This window comes from Xylanibacter caecicola (assembly GCF_013166515.1).
In the GTDB taxonomy this organism is placed as follows: domain Bacteria; phylum Bacteroidota; class Bacteroidia; order Bacteroidales; family Bacteroidaceae; genus Prevotella; species Prevotella caecicola.
In genome coordinates, this window is the sequence record NZ_JABKKJ010000017.1 from 23,982 (window position 1) to 45,469 (window position 21,488).

A 21,488-nucleotide genomic window follows, 5' to 3' on the forward strand; every position below is an offset into this window, starting at 1 on the left:
TTTACAATACCATACATTTACAACTCTATATTTTAGTGTTTTAAATATTAATAAGTGCTAAAGCTGAATTTAACATGGCTGAAAATCGAAAAAAAGAGCATTTTTCCGACATTTACAAACATCTGTCCTGCCGGTTCAAAATACGCTGAAAATAGAGAGGAAAATTTGATTTAAGTGTCTGATTATGTGCACAATCACTCTGTTTTTTCTGTCCGAAAAAAATAACAAACCAGATAAAAAAGGGTATGAAAAGTGGCTTTTTTCAGTGCAAAATGAAGAAAACAAGCTCTCTCATAAGCTCTCCTACGGGTGTATTCGGGTTGTCCAAACCCTTACTTTTGGCATCAATCTCCCTTATTTTTGAAATAATCTGCATCACCTTCACCCCACTATAGTTTCTCATACCTGTCATGTAGTCTCTCGCCTGCCACGATGTGCGGAGGTCGAGCCATTTTGCCACGTCGTTTTCATTCATCCTGTTGGGGGCATAATAGGCTATCATCAAATTCTGGAAATAAGAAAAGAGCGTAGGAATAAGCACGAACACCCCACCCGACTTTGGATTCTTGTCAAAATATCTCACAATGAGATTTGCCTTCTTCACATCCTTCGCCGCCACGGCACTGCGCAATTCGTAAGCATTAAAGTCCTTGCTCACACCTATACGTCCTTCTATTATCTCGGGCGTAACGCGCCTGTCGTTTTCCGGAAGCGATATTATCAGCTTGTCGAGTTCGCCCGTCAGCCTGCTGAGGTCTGCCCCGATGTGCCCTGCTATGATAAACGCCGACTTGTTGTCTATCGTGGCATTTCCGTTTACCTTGAGATAATGCTCGATGAAAACGGGCAGTTCCGATTCCTTTTTCTTTCTGCTCTCAAAAACAACTCCAACGGCAGCCGCCTTTCCAACAATTTTCTTCCTCCCGTCTATCGTTCCGTTTTTATGACACAACACAAGAACGGTGGTAGGCTGAGGATTGTCGAGATATTTCTCAAGACCGTCCCAGTTTTTTATGTTCTGAGCCTCTTTCACAACAACAACCTGCCTTTCCGCCATCATCGGATAGCGTTTTGCCATATCCGCCACACGGCTCGCCGTCACATCGGCACCAAACACAACAGTCTGGTTGAAGTCTCTTTCTTCAGGAGCAAGGGCGTTTTCGGCAATAAAGTCGGAAATCTTATCGATATAATAAGACTCATCGCCCATAAGTACGTATACGGGCGCATATTTGCCGGCACGCAGGTCGCGCATTATCGTGTCGAAAGTTGCTGTACTTTTATCTGCCATTTGTTTCAAGTGCATAAAATAAGGACACAGATGTTTTGATAAACCGCCCTATCCTTCACTATTTCAACAATAATAACTAACTTTGCGGCATACAAAACATCAGTCCGATTGCAAAATTAATAAAATGTATCGATTAAACCTACCTCCATACGAAATAAAAATCAAAGAAAAAGGCGGCAGACATGCCGTTTTCGACGTGCTGAGGAGGAAATATGTAAACCTCACTCCCGAGGAATGGGTGCGCCAGCATTTCATCCACTACCTTACGGAACACAAGGGCTATCCCACATCATTGCTTGCCAACGAGGTGAAACTGCGCCTCGGACAGAAAAGCCTGCGGTGCGACAGCGTGCTGTACGACAACATGTTACAGCCGCGGATGATTATAGAGTATAAGGCTCCGACGATACAGATCACCCAGAAAACATTCAACCAGATATTCGCATACAACATTCTCATGCACGTAGACTATCTCGTGGTGAGCAACGGCATGAGCCACTATTGCTGCCGCATGGACTATGAAGGCGGAAAGTATACCTTCTTGAATGACATCCCCGATTATAAACAACTTTAAAATAACAACAACTATGAAGACTGCCATAATGCACAACATCATTACAGACGAAAGAAAGCGCGTACACCTCACAATGGATCATCCCGCCGTTCAGTGCGGAATAGCCGTATGGGTGGACGATGACGGGAAGGCGTATTTTCCGGAGGATGTACAGAATCCTTTCTACGAGCTGACAGACGTAAAGGAGAACGACGAATAATCTCCGACGACATCACATCGATGAAAACCGTAAGTTTTACACACTATTTTGCTTACATATTTATATATTACAAAGTATAATACAGATATTATACAAGAAAACAGATGCAAATATATTACAATATGAAAGGTGCCCTTTTAGCTTCTTAAAGGTGGCATTTAAGACAGCAAAAGGTGGCATTTGAGACGCTCAAATGCCACCTTTTTTAATTGAAAACATCTACTCGTTCATTGCTCCACACTCCGGACATCGTCCGCGCGAACGCATGCGTGCGCCGCAATTGCCGCACAGGCATGTATAATAAGAGCCGCGGAAATACAGACGGAGGGCAAAGAACAGATATGCTGCGAGCAGGAGATATCCTGCAAAATAAAGCGTGGTGATGCTGAAAACGATGTAGTTTACGGCACACACTCCTGCAAGTCCGCACAGATAGAGCATGGCATCGCCAAAGGGCAGTTCCTTGAAAACCACGTCTACAGCGGCAATGGCAACAATGAGTATTGCCCATACAGCCATGATAAAGACCGAAATAATGATGGGAAGTCCGAAAGGATTTAGCGTAGGATGAAAATAGAAATTCTGCCACATGTCGGGTGCGAACATCTGTATGCTTGAATATAGCGTTGCCGAGAAAGCCACCGTAAGGGCAAGCAGCATGGGATAGAACGACGGTATGTCGTTGAAATGCACTATCTTGGCATTGCGGCGGAAGATTGTACGCATCAGATAGGCAACGGAAATGATGCTTATCACGATTAGGAAAATAAGAAGGTGGATGTCCGAAAATATCAATATGAACTGGGATATGGGATCGTCGGGCACCACTGCCGGCAGCAGCGACGAGTCGTGTATCCACCCTATGGTCTCTTGGTCGCGCGCCACCTTAACCCACAGCGAGTCGATTGTGTCGGTGGGGATAACGCAGATATCCGCCACAACGAGATGATTGCCGCGGAAAACGGAGACCGAATCGGTGGTCATACCGTTGAGATACTCTTCCGGGCGCTGTCTGAGCAGAGACAGAGAGTCTGCGCGCACCACAAAATTATAGTTCAACGAGTAGTGCAATGCGGCGGGCAGCGATGCCGTGTCACTTACCTCTTCCATGACAGTCTGTTTCGGTCCGTCATTACGCATACGTTCCTGATAACATCCGGAAAAGAACGTCAACGCCATTATCGCAAGCACCGCAAGCGGCACAAATCGTATGTTAATCTTCAGCATATATATTCATCTGACATTTTGAGCAGTCGAACTGCAGGCGGAAGCGCCGCCCGTCGGCAGACTGCAGATACAGTGGTTCATGCCATGAGGGACGTCTGCCACCGTTTTTAACACAAAATCCGAGGGCGTGGCGCAGACAGTAGCGGCACTGCATTACAAGCGGATGCGGCACCGACGTTCCCTGTTCAAAGGCTGCGACATCGCTGTCAAGCCCCTCACGGCGGTAGAAGCGGCGTGCAGCACTGTTGGATATATTGTACAAATAAGGATATCCGGCAGGATAGAGGGGCATTGGTGCCTTGCCGCCTTTTACCACATCGGCACGGTGCAACGCCTCTTTTGCAATCACATCATCGAGTTTTTCGGTCATGGCACGGCGCATGTCGGCAAGCCGGCTCGAAGGTATGAAACATTCTGCCGCTGACGTATCTATCTCTACTGAAGCGCATTCGTAAACGGTGTTTCCGAGTTTTGACAACTGCCGCACAATGTTGTCGCGCTGCGGCTTCTGCGCCTTCTGCACCTCATCGTCGAACCTCACCGACACTCTATGCGCCCCGTCGACACATGCCGTCAGGACAAAAGCGTCGTCGTTGCGGCTCATCCTTATGTCTACGGGTATTTTCCTACAGTTGCCGCTGCGTGCCAGTTGCCGCTCAAAGTCCATGTCGCTGTTGCGCCACAGCGGCATACCGGAACGTAACGACGCAGGCATTTTCTGCGGAAAGAGCCTGTTGTTCAGCACTTTGTTCACACGGAAGCCCTCAAGCCGGTGGTCGGCGTTGATAAAGCAAAGCCCGTCGCCGTTGGCAAAAGTCGCCGTTCCGGCAACGTTGAAAGAGCCTCCGCGTATCTCCTTGACCGTTCCCACAAACTCGCCGCGTGCCTTTGGGGTGTCGAACGATGATATGTCGTGACGCCTGCCGTCGAGAAAATAGTCGGTAAAGCCGCGGTTGAACGTCTTGTGAAGATTGGGAGTGAAGGCGCAACGGCTGCGCCCTATCGAAGAACGGCGGTATTTTCCGTTGCTTTTTGCAACAATCTCGTCAAGACGGGCACTGTATGCGGCAGTGACATTCTTGACATATTCGATGTTCTTGAGTCTTCCTTCTATCTTTAACGACACTGCCCCTGCATCGAGCAGGGTTTCGATGTCGTCGTATCTGTTCATGTCTTTCAGCGAAAGAAGGTGCCGCCCGCGCTCTATCACACGGTTGTCGGCATCGAGAAGGTCGAACTGCAAACGGCAGAACTGGGCGCACTCTCCCCTGTTGGCACTGCGCCCGAAACAATGCTGCGAGGCGTAGCACACGCCGGAATAGCTGACGCACAGTGCGCCGTGCACAAACACTTCAAGCTCGACATCGGGCACGGCACGGTGTATGGCGGCTATTTCGGCTGCCGAGAGTTCGCGTGCCAGCACCACACGGTTAAACCCTAATCCGCGAAGCCATCTCACTTTTTCGGGCGTGCGGTTGTCTGTCTGCGTACTGGCATGCAGCGCCGGCAATGTCCCAAGCTCTGCCCTGCGTTCGCGAATAAGCTCCACTATTGCCATATCCTGAACCAGAATGGCATCGACTCCCGCCGCTGCAAGGTGTCTTATAAGGCGCAACGTCTCTTCCGTCTCATTGTCATACAAGATAGTATTCACCGTTACATACACCCGTGCGAGAAACTTATGCGCGTATGTGCAAAGTTTCCCGATGTCTTCGAGCGTGTTTCCTGCGGCGGCACGCGCGCCAAAGCGTTCTGCACCGATGTACACGGCATCTGCGCCATGGTCTATCGCGGCAATGCCGCATGCCAGGTTTCCGGCAGGTGCAAGCAGTTCTATAGTTCTACTCAATTTTGTTAATGTCGTATGGGGTTTCTTGATATACGTAATAATTAATCCAGTTGCTGAACATAAGATTGGCATGTGCACGCCATGTCACAACCGGTTTATTGTCGGGATTGTCGCCTTCATAATAGTTTACGGGCATGTCCACATCCGGGCGTTTGCCTTTATCGCGCCTGTATTCGCGGTCGAGCGTGTCGGCAACATACTCCAGATGCCCCGTCACGAATATCTCTCTGCCACCGTTCGCCATTACCATGCTGACACCGCTTTCTTCCGATTCGGCAATGAGAGACAGTCTTCCGTCTTTTATTATATCCTCACGCCGAACCTCGGTATGGCGGCTGTGGGGCATGTTGAAACTGTCGTCGAAACCACGGAAGATAGGGAGCAGCGGGTCGATGGGCTTTTGCACGAACACGCCGAACATTTTCTTTGCAAGCGGATACTTGGGTATGCCATAGTGAAAATACAGTCCTGCCTGTGCCGCCCAGCATATATACAGGGTGCTCGTTACGTGGGTTTTCGCCCACGAGAAGATGCCCGTCACCTCTTTCCAATACGTAACATCCTCATATTCATACGTTTCAACGGGTGCTCCGGTTATTATCATTCCGTCGAACTTCATGTCTTTCAGCTCCTCGAAGTCTTTATAGAACATCGCCATGTGCTCGGCAGGGGTATTCTTCGGCGTATGGCTTGCGAGCTTCATGAACGTAACATCGAGCTGCAACGGGGTGTTCGACAGCAGGCGCACAAGGTCGGTCTCCGTCGTGACCTTCAGCGGCATGAGGTTCAGTATGACAATCCGCAACGGACGTATGTCCTGTGTGTGCGCTCTCGAATTGTCCATTACAAAGATATTCTCCTGCTTCAGAATATCTACAGCCGGCAGTTTATCGGGTATTCTTAAAGGCATTTACAATGATGCTTCTTTATTGTTACACTTGTCACCGGCATCCGTCTGTGCATAAATTTACACACACCGGCTCACCGGCATTTACGGAACATGCCGCAAACCGAGTGCAAAGTTACGGAAATATCCTTATATTTTCATTTCGTAATGAATAATTATTTGCATTAACCTTTTGTGAATAAAATTTTTAGCCGTTACAGACCATAAGCCTAAAGATTTCTAATTATCACACGAGAATAGGTATATAAGGGATACAAAAGCTATCTTTGCACAACGGTGTACGGGCATCACGGCAACATGAAAGGCTTCTGTCGCGCATTGCCGTATCATCCTCGTGACATCCCGGATGTTTTTAATAAGAATAAAAAAGTAATGTGTTATGAAAAAGTTTGTTTTTATCGTGCTCGGTATTACAATATGTTTTGTAACCGGATTATGTGCCGGAATATTCCAGTCGGCATCCATAGAAACTTGGTATCCTACACTCGTAAAGTCTACATTCACACCACCCAACCGGGTGTTTCCTATCGCATGGGGCATTATATATATATGTATGGGCACATCGATAGGACTTGTATGGGGCAGTGATTACAATCACGGCAAGCGCCTTTTAACCCATCTGTTTGCCATGCAGTTGTTACTCAATATATTGTGGAGCATTTGTTTCTTCCTTTTCCGCTGCCCGCTGCTCGGTCTTATAACCATGGCGGTCATAGACATCACCGCGATATGGTATCTTGTGAAACTTTTCTATCACAACTGCACATCAGCATTCTTGCTGATACCGTATATCGCATGGCTGACACTTGCGACATATCTCAACGCATATATCGTGAGTTTCAACTGACACGGCGAAAGCACTGATAGTATGTCGAAAAGGAGATAGAGGGAAGATATGAGGAGATAAAGGAAGATAAAAGACGTATGCCTTGTCGCTTGGTATAAGACTATTGTCCTTTATCTTCCTTTATCTCCTCATATCTTCCCTCTATCTCCTTCTTGATACACCCTTAGTGTATTTTACCAAAGTTGCAGGCGCTCGCTCTTCGGAATGAACAGCTTGTCGCCTTCTTTCACACCGAACGCTTCGTACCACATGTCGATATGAGGCAGTGCGCCGTTGACGCGCCAGCGTCCCAACGAGTGGGGATCGCTCTTCGTGCGGCTGCGTATCTCCTTCTCCGTAATGTTTCCTGCCCACACTCCTGCGTATGCGATGAAAAAGCGCTGGTCGCCCGTAAGCCCGTCGACAACGGCAGGAACGGCGTCTTTCGTTGCGTTCTTATAAGCCTGGAACGCCACCTGAAGACCGCCGTGGTCTGCAAGGTTCTCGCCGAGAGTGAACTTGCCGTTGGCATTAAGGTCGGGAAGAACCTTTATCGAAGAGAAGAAATCGGCATACTTATCCGCGCGTGCGGCAAAGTTCTTGCCGTCGCTCTCCGTCCACCAGTCGGTCATATTGCCGTTCTTGTCATAGTGACGTCCCTGGTCGTCAAATCCGTGCGTCATCTCATGACCTATCACAACACCGATGGCACCATAGTTGAAAGCGTCGTCCGCCTCGGGATTGAAGAACGGAACCTGAAGTATTCCGGCAGGGAAACATATCTCGTTTGTCGTCGGATTATAGTACGCATTCACAGTCTGCGGTGTCATGAACCACTCTTTGTTGTCCACGGGCTTGCCGGCACGGTAATCGTTATTCCAGTCGCTCCAGAACTTGCGGCAGTTCTGCACATTCTCATAATAAGACAGTTCGGGATTTATCTGTAGTCCCGACATATCCTTCCATGTGTCCGGATAACCTATCTTCACATAGAACGAGGACAGCTTGTCGAGTGCAGACTGCTTTGTAGTGTCGCTCATCCAGTCCTGCGCCTTGATGCGTTCTGCCAGCGCCACCTGCAGGTTCTTTACGAGCTTCTCCATGCGTTCTTTCGACGATGCGGGGAAATAACGCTCCACATACATCTTGCCGAGAGCCTCGCCCATCTGCCTTTCCACCTGCGATGTGGCGCGCTTCCAGCGCGGATAGTCTTCCTTGCGTCCGGACATTGTCTTGCCGAAGAAATCGAAATCAGCCGCCTGAACCTCGTCACTGAGATATCCTGCCGCCGACAGAATGGCGTTCCACTCCATGTATGCACGAAGCTCATCTGCCGTAACTGTTGCAAGAAGCTTGTCCGCACCGGCAACAAAGTCGGGCTGACCGACAACGAGCTCGCGGAAACAATCGGTCTTCACGCCATCGGCATTCATTGTCTTTGTAAGGCGCACATTGGGATATTTGGTCTCGAACTCGCTGAGTGTCATCTTGTTATAGTTGGCTTCGACGTCTCTCAGTTCCGTACGCGACTTGGAAACCTTAGCCAGTGCCGTCTCTATCTTCATGATGTGCTGCATCTTCTTGTGCGCCGCATCATTGTCAAATCCGAATAGTCCGAACATGCGCACGATATGCTTCTTATAAGCATCGCGTATGGCTGCTGTTGCCGAGTCGTTGTCAAGATAATACTCTTTCTGTCCCAACGACATGCCGCCCTGATATACGTTGAGGATGTTCATCTTGGCGTTTTTCTCATCGGCACCGAAGCTCAGTCCCAACGGCATGCCGTAACCAAACGTGGCATACTTAAGCTGAAGCTCGCGCAAAGCCTCTATTTTCTTTGCCTTTTCAATCTCGTTGATGAGCGGCATAAGCGGTTTCACGCCGTCTTTGTTACGGCGCACGGAGTCCATCGCCAGTCTATAGAAGTCGCTGAGTTTCTGCTCCGTCGTTCCTTTTGCATAGGTTTTGTCCAGCAGGTCGGTAAGAAGCATGTTTATACGCTTGTTGTTGTCCTGCCCGAGTTGGTCGAAACTGCCGAAACGCGAATAGGCGGCGGGCAGCGGATTGTTTTTCATCCAGCCTCCGCAGGCATACTGATAGAAATCGTCGGCAGCACGGACGCTGTTGTCGAGGTTTGTCAGGTCGATACCCGACTTTAGCGGTGTCTGCGCGCCGGCAACGACCGGAACGGAGGCAAGAAGCACCATAGGAATAATTTGTTTTACGTTCATGTTATATAATTGATAGTTTAATGTGGCAACTTGAAATCGGCATTCCGCCTATTACCGTTTACTTTTGACGATATGCTATATATAATATAGGTACGCGCGTACATATATATTATAGTGTCACCGGCATGCCTCGAGCTCCTCGGATGCCGCCTCCCAGCGCTCAACTTCTTCATCGAGCTGCTTCTTTACGTCGGCATATCGTGCTATAAGCTCCATATCGGCAGCATGCTCGGGACGGCCGAGCATGTCGTCCATTTCCTTTATGCGCTGCTCGTATGCTTCTATCTTCTCCTCGCACTCCTTGACGGCTTTCTCAGCGCGGCGTTTCCTTTTCTGTCTCTCCTTATGCTCCTCATAGCTCTGTCTGCCGCCTTCCGCCGCATCCGCAGATGCCTCTTTGACTGCCGGCGAAGCTTTTTCTTTTGTATCGGAAGATGCCGGGGAACCGAGCCGGTCGAGCGTATCTATGCGTCGGGAATGGAGGAAATCGTATATGCCGCCTATATGTTCACGCACCGAACCGCCACCGAACTCATACACCTTCGACACAAGCCCGTCGAGAAACTCACGGTCGTGGCTCACCACGATGACCGTTCCGTCGAATGCCTTTACCGCTTCTTTGAGAACGTCCTTGGACTGCATGTCAAGGTGGTTTGTAGGCTCGTCGAGGATAAGCAGGTTGACAGGTTCGAGCAGCAGGCGTATCATGGCGAGACGGCTGCGCTCGCCGCCGCTGAGCACCCGCACTTTCTTCTCCGATGCCTCGCCGCCGAACATAAACGCACCGAGAATGTCGTTGATGCGCAGGCGGATGTCGCCGCGCGCCACACGGTCGATGGTATCGAAGACGGTAAGCTCCTCGTCGAGCATCTGCGCCTGGTTTTGCGCGAAGTATCCTATCTGCACGTTATGCCCTATCTTCAGCATACCGGTATACGGTATCTCGTTCATGATGCACTTTACGAGCGTGGACTTGCCCTCGCCGTTCTTTCCGACGAACGCCACTTTCTCGCCGCGCTTGATTGTGAGCGTGACGTCACGGAACACGGTGTGACTGCCATAGTCCTTGCGCACGCCGTCGCATATCACGGGATAATCGCCGCTGCGTAGACAGGGTGGGAACTTCAGACGCATCGCCGAGGTGTCCACCTCGTCTATCTCTATGGGCACTATCTTCTCAAGCTGCTTGATGCGGCTCTGCACCTGCACGGCTTTCGTCGGCTTGTAACGGAACTTCTCGATGAAGTCCTTTATGTCGGCAATCTCTTTCTGCTGGTTCTCGTAGGCACGCAACTGCTGCTGGCGCCGCTCGGCACGCAGCCGTACATACTCGTCGTACTTCACGCGATAGTCTACAACCCGTCCGCAGCTTATTTCCAACGTGCGGTTTGTCACATTGTTTATAAACGCGCGGTCGTGACTTACGAGCACCACCGCCTTTGCGTTCTGCGTAAGGAACTGCTCGAGCCACTGTATGCTCTCTATGTCAAGGTGGTTCGTAGGCTCGTCGAGCAGCAGCACATCGGGCTTGCCGAGAAGTATCTTCGCAAGTTCTATACGCATGCGCCAACCGCCGCTGAACTCGCTTGTAGGGCGGTCAAGGTCGGTGCGCTCAAAGCCCAGTCCGGCAAGCGTTCGTTCTATCTCCGCCTCATATCCGTCCGCGCCCATCATGATATACCGCTCGTGCTCCTGCGTGAAGCGGCGCACAAGTTCCATATATTCATCGCTCTCATAGTCGGTGCGCTCGGACAGCTCGTCGTTCATACGGTCTATGCGCCTCTTCATCTCCACCACGCCGGCAAACGCCTTGCGCGCTTCCTGTCGCACGGTGGTGTCGTCCTGTAGTATCATCACCTGCGGCAGATAACCGATGGTGGTGTCCGACGGTATGGCGACACTGCCCGCCGTCGGCTGCTGCATGCCGCAGAGTATCTTTAGCATGGTGGATTTTCCGGCGCCGTTCTTGCCCACAAGCGCTATGCGGTCGCGGTCGTTCACCACGAAACCGGCATCGCTGAAGAGCGGTTTCACGCCGAACTCCACTTTCAATCCTTCTACTGATATCATCTATACCTGTTTTAGCAGATGCAAATATACGAAGTATATTCGACAAAACAAAATAGCGATAGTCCGGCTTTAGCCGGGTTCGCGGTGGCGAAGCCAATTTTGTGCGTCAAATATACGAAGTATATTCGCAGAAAATCGAAAGTGAAAGTCGGGGCTTTGCCCCGGTTCACGGTCGCAAAGCGATTCGATTGATGCAAAGATACGGATAAGTCGGGAGCAAAACAACAAATTCATTTGTTTTTTGCCGAGCGGGAGTATTCTATCTCATATGCGATACATTTCTATCTCATATGCGTTACGTTTCTATCTCATATGCGTTACGTTTCTATCTCATATGCGTTACATTTCTATCTCATATGCGTTACATTTCTATCTCATATGCGTTACGTTTCTATCTCATATGCGATACATTTCTCTACTATATGCTACAGCTTTCTCTACTATATGCTACAGCTTTCTCTACTATATAGTACAGATTTCCATACTATATAGTACAGATTTCCATACTATATTCACCCGACACCTAAAGCCCCAACCTGAAACCTAAAGCCCCAACCTTAAAAGTTAAAGGATAGTAAAAAAGCCTGCCACCGACGGGAAACACGCATCACATGGCTTATCTTTGCAAACAAAAAAGGCACAAACATCATGTACATAACGCTAATAATACTCGCCATAACGGCAATACTCTTCGCCACGGGCAAGATACGTTCGGACATCGTCGCGCTCTGTGCGCTCATCACGCTGATGCTCATCGGCGTCCTTACGCCCGAGGAGGCGCTGTCGGGCTTCTCCAGCACGGTGGTCATCATGATGACGGGACTGTTTGTCGTGGGCGGCGCCGTGTTGCAGACCGGACTGGCAAAGATGATAAGCAGCCGCATGATGAAACTCGCCAAAGGCAACGAGACACGGCTGTTCTTTATGGTGATGATCGTCACTGCCGCCATCGGAGCGTTCGTCAGCAACACGGGCACCGTGGCGCTCATGCTCCCCATCATCGTCAGCATGGCGGCGGAGGCACGGCTCAACGCGTCGCGCCTGCTCATGCCTCTGGCATTTGCAAGCAGCCTCGGCGGCATGCTCACGCTGATAGGAACGCCGCCAAACCTTGTGATACAAGACACGCTGACCGCCGAGGGCTACGAACCGCTGTCGTTCTTCGCCTTCATGCCCGTCGGTCTGACGGTGCTTGTCGTCGGCATGGCGGTGCTGTTTCCGCTTAGCCGGCTGCTGCTGACGGGAAAGAAAGACAAGGACGGCACAAAAGGGGCACGCGTAAAAACGCTGCGAGAGCTGGTAAAAGAATATCGCCTTGCCGACAACCTGGCACGCTACGCGGTGACGCCTGCGTCTGCCATGGCGGGAAAGACCGTCGCCGGACTGGACATTTACAACCGCTACGGACTGACCGTGCTCGAGGTGCGCCGCGAACAGAACAGCCGCAAAAGTCTGCTCAAGAGCGTCGAGCAGAAGCTTGCCGCACCGTCGACGGTTCTGCGCGAGGGGGATATAATCTATGTGACAGGCAAGAAAGAGGCGGCGCGCAAGTTCGCCCACGACTTCAAGTTGGCAAATGCCGCGACAGCAGGCGATGCGGCCGGCGGCAGCAACGCCCTCGACTTCTACGACCTCGGCATGGCGGAAATCGTAATCCTCCCGGCGTCGCGGCTCATAGACAGACAGCTGCGCGAAGCCGCCCTGCGGGCAAAATATTCGATAAACGTTATCGGCATAAGGCGGCGCGGCGAGTATATAATGGACAATCTTGCCGAGGCGAAGCTGCGCTCCGGCGACGTGCTTCTTGTGCAGGGAACATGGGAGAACATCGCCCGGTTGGGCAACGACGAGGATCGCTGGGTGGTTCTCGGGCAACCGCTCGAGGAGGCGGCAAAGGTGACGCTCGACTACAAGGCGCCGCTGGCAGCCGCGATAATGCTGGCAATGGTGGCGATGATGGTGTTCGACTTCATTCCCGTCGCCCCTGTCACCGCCGTGATGATAGCCGGCGTCATGATGGTGCTGTCGGGCTGTTTCAAGAACGTCGAGTCTGCATACAAGACCATCAACTGGGAGAGCATCGTGCTCATTGCCGCCATGATGCCGATGTCCGTCGCGCTGGAAAAGACCGGTGCGTCGGCGCTCATCTCGCATTCCATGGTAAGCCTCTTCGGCAGTGCCGGTCCGCTGCCGCTCCTTGCCGGCATTTATATCACCACCTCGCTGCTCTCGCTGTTCATCAGCAACACCACCACGGCGGTGCTCATGGCGCCCATCGCCCTGTCGTCGGCGGTAGAACTGGGCGTAAGCCCCTACCCCATGCTCTTCGCCGTGACCCTCGGAGCAAGCATGTGCTTCGCATCGCCGTTCTCCACTCCGCCCAACGCGCTCGTCATGCAAGCCGGGCGCTACTCTTTCATGGACTATGTCCGGGTGGGACTGCCGCTGCAAATAGCCATCGGAGCCGTGATGATGCTCGTGCTGCCGCTGCTCTTCCCTTTTTGAGGTTGTTTTAAAGTCCTTAAGGTCCTTAAAGTCCTTAAAGACCCTAAAGACCTTAAAGACTTTAAAGCCCTCACACCTCAAAATCCACATAAATATGGATTGCCCGCCCACCATATTATAAGTACCTTTGCACCCGTTAAACAAATGTACAGACAATGATTAAACGTTTCACGGCATCAGCCGTACTCGCAATAACGGCGGCGGCAACTATATCGGCGGCAGACACGCACGGCACGGCAGCCGACTCGTCACGCGTCGTCGACCTCGACGAGGTGGTTGTCGTCTCACTTCCCAAAGAAGCGTTCCGCCTGAGACAGCAACCCCTAAGCTCATCAGTATTCACCACGGCGGACATGAACCGCACCGGTGCGCGCGACATACGCAGCCTCTCCGGCTTCGTGCCCTCGTTCGCCATGCCCGAATACGGTTCCCGACTGACATCGTCGATGTATATACGCGGCACAGGCTCGCGCGTCAACAATCCGGCGGTGGGCATGTACGTCGACGGGATACCGCTGGTATGCAAGAGCGCGTTCAACTTCCACTCTTATCAGACCGACCGCGTGGACATCCTGCGCGGACCGCAAGGCACGCTCTACGGCATGAACACCGAGGGCGGACTGGTGCGCGTGTATTCCAAGAACCCGCTGATGTACAGAGGAAGCGAGATAATCGGCGGCGGCGGCTCGCACGGCATGCGCCATGCCGAGGTGGCACACTATCACCGCCCGTCGGACAAGTTGGCATTCTCTACAGCCGGCTTTTACAACGGCGGCAACGGCTTCTTCCGCAACGCCGTCACGGGCGGACGCGCCGACAAGTACAACGAGGCGGGCGGAAAGACACGCCTCATATACATGCCGACGCACCGCACGACCATCGACTTCATTGCCGACTACCAGTATGTGCGCCAGAACGGATTCCCCTACGGCACGCTCGACACGGCAACGGGCGACACCGACTCGCCTGCGACAAACCGCGAGGGCAACTACCGGCGCAACATGCTCAACACGGGCGTGCACGTGAAATACAGCGGAGACAGCTTTCTGCTCAACTCCACGACGAGCTATCAGTATCTCAAAGACTACATGATGATGGACCAGGACTATCTTCCGCAAGACTTCATGTATCTTGAACAACGCCAGTTCCAGAACGCCGTGACGCAGGAATTTACGCTGAAGAACAACCCACGCGACGCATGGCACCGCACGACGGGCGTCTACGCCTCGTACCAATGGCTGCGCACCGACGCCCCGGTATATTTCGGCAACGATTTCACCCGCCGCATCTCCTCCGCCATACAGGCACAGATGTACACGGCAATCGTGGGTGCAATGAAGGAGAACATGATACAGAGCGGCATGCCCGCAACGGCGGCGGAAGCGGCGGCAAAGGCAGCCGTGGAGCGTGCAGGCGGCGTATCGGTGAGCACACGCTTTGCCGTACCGGCAATGTTCCACACTCCGCAGCTGAACATCGGCATATACCACGAGTCGAACATCGACCTGGGCGAAAACATCACAGCCACACTCGGCTTGCGCTACGACCACAACAACGTGCGCCTGCACTACGACACACAGGCGGCAATGGGCGTAACCGCCAACGTTATGGGGCGCGAGGCGACAAACACACTGACGTCGACGTTGAAAAGCAAGACATCGAACGCCTACAACCAGCTGCTGCCCAAAGTGGGAATTACATACCGCACGGACAGCCGCGGCAGCAACATCTATGCCACGGTGAGCAAGGGCTATCGTGCCGGAGGCTTCAACATACAGATGTTCTCGGACATCCTGCAGACCGAAATAACCGCCAACAGCCAGGCGGCAATGCGTGGCGACCATGACGTGGAGCACACCGCCGCAGACTATGACAACGTGAACCGCACGATAGCCTACAAGCCGGAGGAGAGCTGGAACTACGAGGCGGGCGCACATCTCAACCTCTTCGGCAACATGATGCACGCCGACATCGCCGTATATTACATGACCATACGCAACCAGCAGCTGTCTGTAATGGCGGGCAACTACGGTTTCGGACGAATGATGGTCAACGCCGGGCGCAGCACCGGTTGCGGCTTCGAGGCATCGCTTCGCGGCAGCGCCTTTGACGAACGGCTGTCGTGGGCGGCAAGCTACGGATTTACGCACAGCATCTTCCGCGACTACAAGGACAACATCTCCGCCGGCTCGGGCGATGCAGACGTCACAACCGTTGACTATCGCGGCAACAAAGTTCCCTTTGTTCCGGCGCACACGCTCGGCGCCAACACCGACTACCGCATACGCACAAACGGCTCGCTGGTAAAGAACATCATCATAGGCGCGTCGCTGACGGCGTGCGGCAAGATATGGTGGGACGAAGCAAACACCTACAGCCAGGACTTCTACGCTCTGCTCGGAGCACACATAGACGTGGCTACGGACAAGGTTGTACTGAGCATACGTGCAAATAACATAACCGGCACACACTACAACACCTTTGCCTTCGACAGCGCCGCATCCGGCAAAAGACAGTACTTTGCCCAGCGCGGAGCCCCCTTCTGCCTAAACGCCGAGCTGCGCCTAAAATTCTAAACACCCCACACATCTTTGCCAAAGGTGGCATTTCAGCCTCTAAAAGAGCACCTTTCACCTCCCGAAAGAGCCTCTTTCAGCCCCTGAAATGCCACCTTTTGTATCGTAAAAGGTATCATTCTGATTGTCAAGACGTTACAAGACAGGTTTTCATATATGAAAAATGGCGGTCTTACCATATCGGTAAGCCGCCATATATACAGACTTCAAATGAATGAAAGTCGTTAGAAACACGATGCTTTCACATTAATCCTGATCCGGAGTGATAAGTTTGTAGCCCTTTCCGTGAATGTTTATGATTTCAATCTGGTCGTCATCCTTGAGGTGCTTGCGCAGTTTTGTGATGTAAACATCCATGGAGCGTGCATTGAAGTAGTTGTCGTCTATCCATATAGTCTTCAATGCAAAGTCGCGCTGCAGTATCTCATTGGCATGACTGCATAGAAGTGCAAGCAGTTCGTTTTCCTTCGTTGTGAGTTTTGTCTGCTTGTCATCAATAGAAAGCAGTTGCTTCTGTGTGTCGAAGGTGAAACGTCCGATGTGGTAAACGGTGTTCTCCTTGTTCTTCTTTCCGCGTACGCGACGTAGAATTGCTTCAATACGGAAAACGAGTTCTTCCATTGAGAAGGGCTTGGTGATGTAGTCGTCCGCACCGATTTTGAAACCTTCCAGAATATCTTCCTTCAACGTCTTTGCCGTGAGGAAGATAACCGGCATCTCGGCATTCGCCTGCTTTATTTCCTTGGCGAGCGTGAAACCGTCTTTCTTCGGCATCATAACATCAAGCACGCAGATATCAAACTTGTTCTTCAAAAACGCCTTGTAACCGGCTTCACCGTCAGGACAGAGCTCTGCCGTGTAACCCTTTGCCTGCAGATACTCACGAAGCAACATACCTAAGTTCTCGTCATCTTCGCACAATAAAATTCTTAAGTTCTCGTCCATAATCTTTAATTTTTAATTATTGGTAATGATATAATAAATGTCGTTCCCTCGTTACGTTCGCTCTTTACGCTTATCTCTCCCTTGTGCTGATGCACGATGTTCTTGACGTATGCAAGACCGAGACCAAACCCTTTGACATCATGCACGTTGCCGGTGTGCACACGGTAGAACTTCTCGAAAATCTTCTTAAGGTTTTCTTTCTTTATTCCCATACCGTTGTCCTTCACCGAAAAGAAAAGACGTTCCTTGTTGTTCCATGTCCTTATCGTCAGTTCCAGACTCTTGTCAGGCTGCTTATATTTCACTGCATTGTCAAGCAGATTGAATATGACGTTAGTAAAGTGCATCTCGTCAACATATATCATAGGATATACAGCCTTGAGTATCGTCTTTATATGTCCGCCGGTATGTTCCACGCGCAGTGTAAACGTATTTGCCACAGTCTCGACAAGCTCGTTCAGATTAAGTTCCTTTTTCTTGAAAGTTACTTTCTTCTTGTCGAACATTGACATCTGCAATACTTTCTCTACAAGAAACCTCAGGCGCTTCGACTCATCGTTTATAACACCGCCAAGATGCTTCATCATCGTGGGACTTTTCGTAACAGCCTCGTCATTAAGCATCTGTGCCGCTAGCGAGATACTGCTTATCGGAGTTTTAAGCTCATGGGTCATGTTATTTATAAAGTCGTTCTTTATCTCACTGTATTTCTTCTGTCTGAAGACAACTATTACCGTGAAGATGAACATTATAATCATCACAACCGTAAACAGTATGGATGGTATGGCAAAACGTATGCTGCTGAATATATAGCTGTTGATGTCCGGAAAGTGAACATTCACCACACCAAGATTGTTAGAGGGGTCATTGCGGAAAAGTATCTGTGAATATGAATACTCCTTGCCCTCATCCGTATAGTCGGGACAACGGTACTCTTCACGCCCGTCCTGTGTAGTGACGGTGAAGTGATATGGTATGTTCACACCATTGTTTATAAGCTCTGTTTTCAAGTCCTGATCGAGTATCTTGAAATTTATACGTTCTTTCAGAGGCTTGTCAGATGCCGTGTACAGCAAGTTATATACAACTTCATCAAGCAATGCTTTCTGATATATATACCGGTTTTTCACTATTTCCTGAAGCGATTTTGTGGCATCCGATATATAGTTCTTGTCGTTCTTCAGAATAACGGCCTTAGGCATTGACGAAGGCTTGACAGCCATTGTCTTCAATTCGAAAGACGAATATATCGCACCACTTTTTCCTATACCTGGATTTTGATGTGCGGGCATGCCTGCACGGTTGTCGTATTCCTGATACATGCTTGTAGTATCTTGCTTTAACGACTTGCGCTCCGTTTCGTTGACATCTTTTTCCAAATAGCGCAAAGTTTCATTCAGCTCGAGATTTCTCGACGCCTGATACAGGGCGGTGTTCACCGACTCGTCAAACTGCTCCTTCTTCATCCTCACCATGGCATCGATATATCTCAGCTGGAGGAAGAGAAGCGCAAGGAACGAAAGCCCCATTATTATTGCTATTATCCAAATTGTCCTCTTTTTCATATCGCAAATATATTGTAAAATAGAATACGATGTTTATTTTAGGTTAATAAATTCCGTTAATTTTAATCATATTAACCAATAATTTAAAAACAAAGTTGATAATTATTAAGTTCGTATTATAAAATAAAGATTAAAATACGCATTAATGCAATAAAAGCAGCAATCGCAATGACTGCGTATCGGCATCTATATTACACTATAAAGCATACCGAAATAATATATTCAATACACTACAAGCAAACAATTGACTGCAAAAACAGCCATATCCGGGTCCTGTGTAGGAAACCATGATATGGCTGTTAAATACATCACAGTGAAAACTGTTGACTTGAAAGACCTTTATGCTTTCATTATATAAAGGCTGTCACCCTCCACTGTTTAAATCTTTTTCTTGTCAAGGAAACGTCATTCCTCATTCTCATCTGCCTCATGAGCCTTTATTAGTTCTTGCTGAACGTCATTGGGCACAAGCTCGTAACTTGCGAACTTTGTTGTAAACGAGGCGCGACCTCCTGTTATGGAACTCAAGGATATAGAATAGTTGGAAAGTTCTTTGAGCGGTATCTTTGCCTGCAGTTTCTGATATCCGGCTTCGCTGTCCATACCCATGATGAGAGCGCGGCGTCCCTGCAAGTCGCTCATGACATCGCCCATGAAATCGGAAGGAACATACACTTCAAGGTCGTAAATAGGCTCAAGTATCTTCGGATCAGCATTCTTGAACGCCTCGGCAAATGCGTTACGTGCTGCGAGCATGAACGAGAGCTCGTTTGAATCAACAGGGTGCATCTTTCCGTCATACACAATCACACGTACATCGCGTGCATAACTGCCCGTGAGCGGTCCGCGTTCCATACGCTCCATTATACCTTTCAATATAGCCGGCATGAACCTTGTGTCTATTGCACCTCCGACAACGGAGTTGATGAATACGAGCTTACCGCCCCACTCCAGGTCGACAACTTCCTTGCCTTTGATATTCATCTTGAATTCCTGACCGTTGAACTTATATACCGTCGGGTCAGGCATGCCTTCTGCATAAGGCTCTATTATAAGGTGTACCTCACCAAACTGACCGGCACCGCCCGACTGTTTCTTGTGACGGTAATCGGCACGCGCCGACTTTGTTATCGTCTCACGATAAGGTATCTTGGGTTCAATGAACTTCACCTGTATCTTCTCGTTATTCTCCAAACGCCACTTCAATGTGCGCAAATGGAACTCTCCCTGACCGTGAACAATGGTCTGGCGCAACTCCTTGCTCTGCTCTATCACCCATGTGGGGTCTTCCTGACGCATCTTAAGAAGAGCCGCCATAAGTTTTTCTGTTTCTCCTTCATTGACAGCCTTTATGGCACGAGAGAACTTTGAATTGGGATATTTTATAAAATCAAAACGGTTTTCACAGTCCTTACCATTGAGCGTGTTACCTGTTTTCACATCTTTCAACTTCACAGCACACCCTATGTCACCGGCATTAAGCTGGTCCACTGGCTGGCGGTTAGCACCAGCGCATACATATATCTGACCGAAGCGTTCTTTCGAACCGCGGTCGGCATTCGAGAGTTCGTCACCGGTCTTTACGCTTCCACTCATCACCTTGAAGTAACAAACCTCACCGATATGAGGCTCTACACCGGTCTTGAAGAAATACAAAGACGTAGGTCCTTCTGTAGTTACTGATATCTCCTCACCTCGTGTATTGTGTACTTTCGGCATTTCATCAACAAAAGGAACGACATTTCCCAGAAACTCCATAAGTCTCCTTACACCCATATCCTTACCTGCACAAACACAGAAAACTGGGAATATCGAACGTGTTACAAGACCTTTACGTATACCTTCGCGCATTTCATCCTCGGTAAGAGCCTCTTCTTCAAAGAACTTCTCCATAAGAGTCTCGTCGTTCTCGGCAGCAGCCTCAACAAGTGCTTTATGCATTTCCATCGCCTTGTCCATCTCCTCTGCCGGAATGTCCTCTATCGTAGGAGCACCACCTTCAGGTCCCCACGAATACTTCTTCATAAGAAGAACATCAATAAGGGCATTGAAACCCGGTCCCTCGTTGAGCGGATACTGAACCGGAACAACCTTCGGACCATATATTTCCGTCAGGCGCTCCAACACGTTGTTATAGTCGCATTTCTCCGAATCAAGCTGATTGACAAGGAATATTACAGGCTTCTTAAGTTTCTCAGTATAACGGAAATGGTTCTGTGTTCCCACTTCCGGACCATATTGACCGTTAAGCAACAGTATTGCCGTATCCGTTACATTAAGTGCAGTCATGGCAGCACCGACAAAGTCGTCCGAACCGGGACAGTCTATAATATTAAGTTTCTTGTTGTTCCACTCAACATGATATACGGTTGAGAAGACAGAATATCCGTATTCCTGCTCTACGGGGAAATAGTCACTTACAGTGTTCTTGGCTGTGATACGCCCGCGACGCTGAATTATGCCTGCCTCGTAGAGCAGTGCTTCCGTGAGGGTGGTCTTACCGGAGCCGTCGTTACCGAGCAAGGCTATGTTCTTGATTTCATTAGTCTGATAAACTTTCATACTATATTAGATTTAAGACGTTAAACATATATTGGGCTCTAAGATACTACTTTTTGACCGAAAAGCAAAAGATTATATATAAAAGGAATAAATTTTTAAAACATATTAGTAATTTTGTTGGTAATTATATCAGTTTATCATCAACCTAAAATATTGTT

At 49.8% G+C, this 21,488-nt stretch carries 14 protein-coding genes; 5 read left to right on the forward strand and 9 right to left on the reverse strand.

Annotation, left to right across the window (positions count from 1 at the left end):
* Positions 1 to 262: 262 nt before the first annotated feature.
* Complete coding sequence (gene holA, locus HPS54_RS09635) at positions 263 to 1,291, reverse strand: DNA polymerase III subunit delta (RefSeq protein ID WP_172345240.1); 1,029 nt, start codon at positions 1,289 to 1,291, stop codon at positions 263 to 265.
* 124 nt (positions 1,292 to 1,415) lie between these two features.
* On the opposite strand from holA, the gene HPS54_RS09640 reads away from it, so the two are divergent.
* A complete protein-coding gene (locus tag HPS54_RS09640) occupies positions 1,416 to 1,865 on the forward strand; it encodes a type I restriction enzyme HsdR N-terminal domain-containing protein (protein ID WP_172345241.1) in 450 nt (149 codons plus the stop codon).
* 13 nt (positions 1,866 to 1,878) lie between these two features.
* The gene (locus HPS54_RS09645) at positions 1,879 to 2,064 is read left to right on the forward strand and encodes a hypothetical protein (protein WP_172345242.1); all 186 of its coding nucleotides are present in this window, start codon (positions 1,879 to 1,881) and stop codon (positions 2,062 to 2,064) included.
* Positions 2,065 to 2,283: 219 nt separating this feature from the next.
* On the opposite strand, the gene HPS54_RS09650 is transcribed toward HPS54_RS09645, so the two are convergent.
* Genes HPS54_RS09650 through metA form a run of 3 tightly spaced genes read right to left on the reverse strand, consistent with a single transcriptional unit; the run spans position 2,284 to position 6,050 of the window.
* Positions 2,284 to 3,291 (reverse strand): zinc ribbon domain-containing protein, encoded by a 1,008-nt coding sequence (locus HPS54_RS09650; protein ID WP_172345243.1) that lies wholly within the window; start codon positions 3,289 to 3,291, stop codon positions 2,284 to 2,286.
* Entirely contained in the window at positions 3,278 to 5,140 is a 1,863-nt protein-coding gene (locus HPS54_RS09655) for a peptidase U32 family protein (RefSeq protein WP_253951984.1), read from the reverse strand. Before HPS54_RS09655 ends, HPS54_RS09650 begins: the two co-directional genes overlap by 14 nt.
* On the reverse strand, positions 5,133 to 6,050 hold the full coding sequence (gene metA, locus HPS54_RS09660) for a homoserine O-acetyltransferase MetA (RefSeq protein ID WP_172345245.1): 918 nt from the start codon (positions 6,048 to 6,050) through the stop codon (positions 5,133 to 5,135). The genes HPS54_RS09655 and metA overlap by 8 nt, the downstream gene beginning before the upstream one ends.
* A gap of 376 nt (positions 6,051 to 6,426) precedes the next feature.
* Here metA and HPS54_RS09665 point away from each other — a divergent pair, with 376 nt between their 5' ends.
* On the forward strand, positions 6,427 to 6,894 hold the full coding sequence (locus HPS54_RS09665; protein ID WP_172345246.1) for a TspO/MBR family protein: 468 nt from the start codon (positions 6,427 to 6,429) through the stop codon (positions 6,892 to 6,894).
* Positions 6,895 to 7,067: 173 nt separating this feature from the next.
* Here HPS54_RS09665 and HPS54_RS09670 read toward each other — a convergent pair whose 3' ends face one another.
* Positions 7,068 to 9,107, reverse strand: coding sequence for a M13 family metallopeptidase (locus tag HPS54_RS09670; protein WP_172345247.1), 2,040 nt, complete (start codon positions 9,105 to 9,107; stop codon positions 7,068 to 7,070).
* Positions 9,108 to 9,224: 117 nt separating this feature from the next.
* Complete coding sequence (gene abc-f / locus HPS54_RS09675; RefSeq protein ID WP_172345248.1) at positions 9,225 to 11,177, reverse strand: ribosomal protection-like ABC-F family protein; 1,953 nt, start codon at positions 11,175 to 11,177, stop codon at positions 9,225 to 9,227.
* 648 nt (positions 11,178 to 11,825) lie between these two features.
* On the opposite strand from abc-f, the gene HPS54_RS09680 reads away from it, so the two are divergent.
* The gene (locus tag HPS54_RS09680) at positions 11,826 to 13,682 is read left to right on the forward strand and encodes an SLC13 family permease (protein ID WP_172345249.1); all 1,857 of its coding nucleotides are present in this window, start codon (positions 11,826 to 11,828) and stop codon (positions 13,680 to 13,682) included.
* A 155-nt stretch (positions 13,683 to 13,837) separates the two neighbouring features.
* On the forward strand, positions 13,838 to 16,258 hold the full coding sequence (locus HPS54_RS09685) for a TonB-dependent receptor (protein ID WP_172345250.1): 2,421 nt from the start codon (positions 13,838 to 13,840) through the stop codon (positions 16,256 to 16,258).
* A 246-nt stretch (positions 16,259 to 16,504) separates the two neighbouring features.
* Here HPS54_RS09685 and rprY read toward each other — a convergent pair whose 3' ends face one another.
* The 3 genes from rprY to HPS54_RS09700 all read right to left on the reverse strand — a co-directional run bounded on the left by rprY (position 16,505) and on the right by HPS54_RS09700 (position 21,330).
* Positions 16,505 to 17,203 (reverse strand): response regulator transcription factor RprY, encoded by a 699-nt coding sequence (gene rprY / locus HPS54_RS09690; RefSeq protein ID WP_172345251.1) that lies wholly within the window; start codon positions 17,201 to 17,203, stop codon positions 16,505 to 16,507.
* 5 nt (positions 17,204 to 17,208) lie between these two features.
* Positions 17,209 to 18,768, reverse strand: a complete 1,560-nt coding sequence (locus HPS54_RS09695) for a sensor histidine kinase (protein ID WP_172345252.1) — start codon at positions 18,766 to 18,768, stop codon at positions 17,209 to 17,211.
* 405 nt (positions 18,769 to 19,173) lie between these two features.
* The gene (locus HPS54_RS09700; protein WP_172345253.1) at positions 19,174 to 21,330 is read right to left on the reverse strand and encodes an elongation factor G; all 2,157 of its coding nucleotides are present in this window, start codon (positions 21,328 to 21,330) and stop codon (positions 19,174 to 19,176) included.
* Positions 21,331 to 21,488: the final 158 nt, after the last annotated feature.